At 62.7% G+C, this 5,751-nt stretch carries 8 protein-coding genes and 1 pseudogene; 5 read left to right on the forward strand and 4 right to left on the reverse strand.

Features of this window, described 5'->3' with window-relative positions; genetic code table 11:
• Both H8B02_RS44545 and H8B02_RS44550 read right to left on the reverse strand, forming a co-directional pair.
• A partial coding sequence (locus tag H8B02_RS44545; protein WP_229172103.1) for an iron-sulfur cluster assembly protein occupies positions 1-259 on the reverse strand: 259 nt, incomplete at its 3' end.
• Positions 260-368: 109 nt separating this feature from the next.
• Positions 369-806: a VOC family protein gene (locus tag H8B02_RS44550; protein ID WP_229172104.1), complete on the reverse strand. Its 438-nt coding sequence runs from the start codon at positions 804-806 to the stop codon at positions 369-371.
• A 216-nt stretch (positions 807-1,022) separates the two neighbouring features.
• Between H8B02_RS44550 and H8B02_RS44555 the strand changes: the two genes are divergently transcribed.
• Together H8B02_RS44555 and H8B02_RS44560 are read left to right on the forward strand one after the other, a co-directional pair.
• A complete protein-coding gene (locus tag H8B02_RS44555) occupies positions 1,023-1,895 on the forward strand; it encodes an NAD(P)-dependent oxidoreductase (RefSeq protein ID WP_207837109.1) in 873 nt (290 codons plus the stop codon).
• A 254-nt stretch (positions 1,896-2,149) separates the two neighbouring features.
• Positions 2,150-2,353 carry a hypothetical protein gene (locus H8B02_RS44560; protein WP_229172105.1) on the forward strand — a complete coding sequence of 68 codons (204 nt, stop codon included), beginning with the start codon at positions 2,150-2,152 and terminating at the stop codon, positions 2,351-2,353.
• Positions 2,354-2,602: 249 nt separating this feature from the next.
• Here H8B02_RS44560 and H8B02_RS49220 read toward each other — a convergent pair whose 3' ends face one another.
• Together H8B02_RS49220 and H8B02_RS49225 are read right to left on the reverse strand one after the other, a co-directional pair.
• On the reverse strand, positions 2,603-3,001 hold the full coding sequence (locus tag H8B02_RS49220) for an Imm1 family immunity protein (RefSeq protein WP_376711788.1): 399 nt from the start codon (positions 2,999-3,001) through the stop codon (positions 2,603-2,605).
• On the reverse strand, positions 2,998-3,465 hold the full coding sequence (locus tag H8B02_RS49225; protein ID WP_376711789.1) for a DddA-like double-stranded DNA deaminase toxin: 468 nt from the start codon (positions 3,463-3,465) through the stop codon (positions 2,998-3,000). Before H8B02_RS49225 ends, H8B02_RS49220 begins: the two co-directional genes overlap by 4 nt.
• 182 nt (positions 3,466-3,647) lie before the next feature.
• Here H8B02_RS49225 and H8B02_RS44565 point away from each other — a divergent pair, with 182 nt between their 5' ends.
• The 3 genes and pseudogenes from H8B02_RS44565 to H8B02_RS44575 all read left to right on the forward strand — a co-directional run.
• Positions 3,648-5,252, forward strand: a complete 1,605-nt coding sequence (locus H8B02_RS44565) for a sensor histidine kinase (RefSeq protein ID WP_229172106.1) — start codon at positions 3,648-3,650, stop codon at positions 5,250-5,252.
• Positions 5,253-5,406: 154 nt separating this feature from the next.
• Positions 5,407-5,610: a DUF1289 domain-containing protein gene (locus H8B02_RS44570; RefSeq protein WP_229172107.1), complete on the forward strand. Its 204-nt coding sequence runs from the start codon at positions 5,407-5,409 to the stop codon at positions 5,608-5,610.
• A 25-nt stretch (positions 5,611-5,635) separates the two neighbouring features.
• A pseudogene (locus H8B02_RS44575) lies at positions 5,636-5,751 on the forward strand (TIGR02281 family clan AA aspartic protease); the annotation flags it as partial.

Consider the following 5,751-nt stretch of genomic DNA (forward strand, 5'->3'; position numbering starts at 1 on the left):
CCGCACCGCCCGCCTTGCGCTCCGCAGTCAGCGCGATCATCGCGACGCTGACGCCGGGAATGGCGCGCACGGCGTTCTCGGCCTGCGCACGCACGCTCTCCCAGGCGCGGGCTTCCGCGGCATCGACATTGATCGAGAAGAACACCTTGCCGTCGGTGACCGTGATCGCCGACAGCACATTGGCGTTGGTCAAGGCTGTGCCGCGCGGCGACATCACCTTGGCAAGACAATCGAGAACCTGTTGCTGCGTCACGCTCACCGCGTATCTCCTGGGCTTTTTTAGTGGGCGTGATCTAGTCGGAAAACCGCTTCACACTTTTCCGGATCACGCCCAGGAGACGACCCATAGAGCGTCGCAGCGCAAAAGGCTACCTCGCTCCGACGTCGTCCCGCCGCTCGGACGGCGCTGCGGCGCCGCCCTCCTTGGCGGCCTCGTAATTCAGTTCGATCATGACCCCGTTGGGGTCGTTGACGAAGATCTGCCAGAGATCGCCGCCGGGAACCTGACGCGAGTCGAACTCCATGCCTTTGGACTGCAGCCGCTTCCGCATCCCGTCAAAACCCTGGCTGGCAAAGGCGACGTGATGGACGACGCCCGAGTCAGGCTTCTGCGCCTCGTCGGTCCCGGAAATATCGACCAGATGCACGACCGCCTTTCCCTCGCTGTACATCCACCCACCGGGGAACGCGAAGTTCGGCCGCGCCCCCTTTTCCAGGCCCAGAACGTCCTCATAGAACCGCACCGTGGCGGCGAGATTCCGGGTCCGGATATTGAAATGATCGAGCACACCGACGCTCATGCCCATGCGAGACACTCCCTTTTTTGTGAGGTTCTTTGGTGGGCCGATCCTAGCACAAAACCGGGGTCTGCCATCCAACGAAGCCGTTGCCCTCCGCTGCGCAGGGGGTATGGTGCGGCTCCTTCCATGGACGGAATGCCCTGCCTGCCGCGACGTTTTCCGGCGGTCTCAAGGGGCGATCACCACGGCAAATCACAAGGTAACAGTCACAAGGTAGCAGATATGGCTAAAGTCGCTTTTCTCGGTCTCGGCGTAATGGGTTTCCCTATGGCGGGGCACCTCGTGAAAAAGGGCGGCCATGAGGTCACCGTTTACAACCGGACCGCGGCGAAGGCGAAGGAATGGGCCGACAAGTTCGGCGGCAAGACCGCGCCGACCCCGAAGGCGGCCGCCGAAGGCCAGGATTTCGTGATGTGCTGCGTCGGCAACGACAACGACCTGCGCGCGGTCACGATCGGCCCCGACGGCGCCTTTGCCGGCATGAAGAAGGGCGCGACCTTCGTCGATCACACCACCGCCTCCGCCGAGGTCGCCCGCGAGCTCGATGCCGCCGCCACCAAGGCCGGCTTCAAGTTCGTCGACGCGCCGGTGTCCGGCGGCCAGGCCGGCGCCGAGAACGGCGTGCTGACGGTGATGTGCGGCGGCAGCGAAGACGCCTACGCGGGCGCCGAGCCGATCATCACCGGCGCCTACGCGCGGATGTGCAAGTTGCTCGGACCGGCAGGCGCCGGCCAGCTGACCAAGATGGTCAACCAGATCTGCATCGCCGGCCTCGTGCAGGGCCTCTCCGAGGGCATCCACTTCGCCAAGAAGAGTGGCCTCGACGTCGCCGCCGTGATCGAAACCATCTCCAAGGGCGCAGCGCAGTCCTGGCAGATGGAGAACCGCTACAAGACCATGAACGAGGGCAAGTACGATTTCGGCTTCGCGGTCGAGTGGATGCGCAAGGACCTCTCGATTGCGCTGGCGGAAGCCCGTCGCAACGGCGCCACCCTGCCGGCCACCGCCCTGGTCGACCAATTCTATGCCGAGGTCGAGAAGATGGGCGGCAAGCGCTGGGATACGTCGAGCCTGCTCGCGCGGTTGCAGCGCTAGCTGCTCGCATTGGCACGGTGACCCGCGTCGGCGGGTCACTGCAGCGTCGTCTGGCGAAGGAGAATTCCCCTTTGAAGGTGCGCGCTGCCAAAATATCGAAAACAACCCCATGCAAAGGAGCTGGCCGGCCGCCGGCATTTCGATATGGCAACTTGACACGTCGGGCAAATCAGGGGCAAACTTCCATTATTCCGAAATTGCGTGGACGCCCTCAATTACAGCAACAGTGCACTCAACTTTTAGTCGGCGGCTTAGTGCACTGTCACCGGAATCGGGCGCATCTGCGCGGCAAGGATGACGGCGTCACGGTGCTGAGGGCAGTCAGGGAGCGCTTCCCCGACTTCGCCGGACTGCTGGCCAGCGAGCCCGAGCCCGATCTGTTCGACCGCCTGCGCTCCGCCGAGAGCATCGGCTGGCCGCTCGGCGATGACCCTTTCTCGCCCGCCTGCAGCGGGTGACCGGACGTGTCCTGAAGCCAGGCAAGCGTGGGCCGAAACCGTCCGAACCAGAACAGGGTCAAGAATGATCATTGTCGGGGAGTTAAGTGCGCTGTCACCGCAATTGGCAGAGGTTCCGCGCGGAATGTCTGCGGCAGGTCCAGCCCATCCACTTTCGAGAGATAAGTCTCCGGCCGACGTACGCAAAACGCCCACCGTCTTACCACCTTGCACAAAGGCTGGGAGTTCCGGTATCGCGCTCTCTGCGGCTTAAATTTCCTCCCACTCCACGCTCGACGATCGCTCGCCAGTTTCCAAGAAAGCGACCGCAATCTCAACTACCTTCTCCATTGGAAGACAATAGCGCCGCGGCATTGGTGTCGATGTATCGCCCATCAAGAACTCTTGCGTACCCCCTCCTTCGTGCTCAATTGTCGCTACCGCCATCAAGTAAGGCGGAGCCCCATCAGTTGAACTAAACTGTACGCAACCATCCCCAGATCCGAGGCCTAAGAGCAGCTTGCGACCGTTTGTGCCAACAAGCTCCGACAAAAATGGTTGCCTCTGCCGTGTGTCGTTAACGATCCTTCGCAACGCTGGCGACCCGTCAACTACTGTCTCATTCAGGGGATTCGTGGCGTCCTGTCTGTCGAAAAACTGGGCTCTCATGGATGCACCCCAACGAACACTGTCGAGCCATTCGGAGTTATAACGTTAAGCTGCGCGCCTGATGGTAGCATGCATGGAAGAAGGTTTGTGCAACTTGAGCAGATGGTTGGGTCGTTTATAAACAGCGCGCCTTCCGAAAGTCCCTGCTGCTGCGTAACGGCCGCAGCATGATCTTCGACGTCGGTCCGTGTAACTATGCCGAAGCCAGAGGTTCCGCGCGGAATGTCTGCGGCAGGTCCGGACCATCTACTTTCGAGAAATGAGTCTCCGGCCGACGTGCGCGAAACGCCCACCGTCTTACCACCTTGCACAAAGGCTGGCAGTTCCGGTATCGCGCTCTCTGCGGCTACAGCCTCCGCCGGAGTTGCAACAGGAAGGACCCCTGCCAGCCAACCCAATCCGCCGCCAGGGGGCAACTTCGGCCTCGAACCTAACGGGTACGGGCGCGGCTCAGCCGCGCCCACCCGACCGCCAATCAGGTGCCAACGCGCAGCGATGTCGGCGTCCGCTAACCCCGCTGCAAAAGTTAATTTAACCTCCGGTTAACGCCTTTCTTTAGCTCTTTAAGGTAACGCTTAATGAATTAGCGTCACAGATAGACAATGCAAAAGGCGCGCGCGGTTCGCGTGCAGGGTTTGTGTTGTTGATGAGTAATCCCGCAGAAAAGCCTGAAGTTGTACAGCTTCCGGCAGGACCTCAGGTGGCGGTGCCGGTGAACAGCCGGCGCGTCGCTGCGCAGCGGGTGCGCGAGGCGCGGGATCGGTTAACGTCAACCAGTGGAACCCGCCCGGCGTTCGACGCCGAACTGCTCCGGCAATACGCCCAGACCCGGATCTCGGCATCCTATGTCGTGATGCTGCTCGTGGTGGCAACCGGCGTCCTGTTTGGCCTCTGGATGAAGCCGATCGTGGCCGGCGCCTGGACGGTTGGCATCCTCGGTGTCCATCTCGCCATCATCCGCAGTTGCGCCCGCTTTCTCGCCGAGCCGACCTCGGTCGCGGTGACCCGCAAATGGCGGACCCGCTTCGTGCTGCTCGACCTGCTGTACGGCCTGTGCTGGACCGCGATCCTGATCCACCCCGCCGGGCGCGATCTCTCCTCCAACACGCTGATGATGTTCCTGATGCTGCTGGTGATCGCGGTCTCCAGCATGCTGGCGGCGAGCCTGCCGATCGCAGCACTCGCGGCGACCGTTCCGGTGACGGTCGGGATCGCGCTCGACCTCGTGCTCAACGGTGCGTTCGACAATTACGTGCTGGCGCTGCTTGCGCTTGCCGCCGAAGGTTATTTTGCGCTGCTGGCGCATCGGCTGCATTCGACCACGCTGGCGACGCTGGAAGCCCGCGCCGAAAAGGACGCGCTGATCGGCGAACTGGAACAGGCCAAGGCGATCTCCGACGAGGCACGGCACCGTGCCGAATCCGCCAACGTCGCCAAGTCGCGCTTCCTGGCCCAGATGAGCCACGAACTGCGCACGCCGCTCAACGCCATCCTCGGCTTCTCCGAGGTGATGAAGAGCGAGATCTTTGGTGCGCACGCGGTGCCGGTCTACAAGGAATATTCCGCCGACATCCATAACTCCGGCGTGCATCTGCTCAATCTCATCAACGAGATCCTCGATCTGTCGCGCATCGAGGCCGGCCGCTACGAGCTGAACGAAGAGGCCGTGGCGCTGGTGCATGTCGTCGCCGACTGCCATCATTTGCTGAAGCTGCGCGCCTCCAGCCGTGGCATCACCATCCACGAGGTGTTCGAGCACGGCATGCCCAGGATCTGGGGCGACGAGCGCGCGATCCGCCAGGTCGTGCTCAATCTGCTCTCGAACTCGATCAAGTTCACGCCGCAGGGCGGCGGGATCTGGCTGAAGGTCGGCTGGACCGCATCGGGCGGGCAATATCTGAGCGTCAAGGACACTGGCAGCGGCATCGCCGAGGACGAGATCCCGGTCGTGCTGGCCTCGTTCGGCCAGGGCTCCAATTCGATCAAGTCGGCGGAACAGGGTGCGGGCCTCGGCCTGCCGATCGCGAAAAGCCTGATCGACATGCACGGCGGCACCTTCACGCTGAAATCAAAGCTGCGCATCGGCACCGAGGTGATCGTGACCTTGCCGCCGGAGCGGGTGATGAGCGCGCTGGCGCCGATGGCGGAAGAAGCGCCGCCGATGCAGCCGGAGCCGGCCGAGCCCCCGATGGGCGCCGACCGGAAACGTGTGCGCCGCAAGTCCATCATGAGTGCCGGCACCGGATTGTAGAGCATGTCGCGGACAATCGTGACGCGGTTTTCGCTGCCAATGAATCCAAGGCGTTCGCGCCAACACCATGCACGCGACAAAAAGCCGGGGCGTGATGGCGCATCCCGATTCGACCGACTTGCACCGGCGGCTGAAACGGTTCAACAGTTGAAGAATGAGTTCAGAAACGCCGTGTATCGCAGTCTGCATGATGGACCCCAGGACGAAGCTCTGCTTCGGCTGTGGTCGCACGCTTCCGGAGATCGCACGCTGGCACAAGATGGACCGCGCGGAGCGGCTGTCTGTCATGACGACATTGCCGGCGCGGATGGCCGAGGCTGGGCTCGAGCGCATGGAGCCGCGTCCGAAGCGCGCGTGACCACCGGAGCGACCGGAGCCGTACCGTGACCCGCATCCTCCTTGTCATCCTGCTGCTGATGATGACCGCCGGCGCCGTTGTCGCCTACGGCGATCCCGATCAGATCGCGCGCGCCAGGCAGAATCTGACCCAGATCTTCGG

It is taken from the genome of Bradyrhizobium altum, from assembly GCF_020889705.1.
GTDB classification, from domain to species: domain Bacteria; phylum Pseudomonadota; class Alphaproteobacteria; order Rhizobiales; family Xanthobacteraceae; genus Bradyrhizobium; species Bradyrhizobium altum.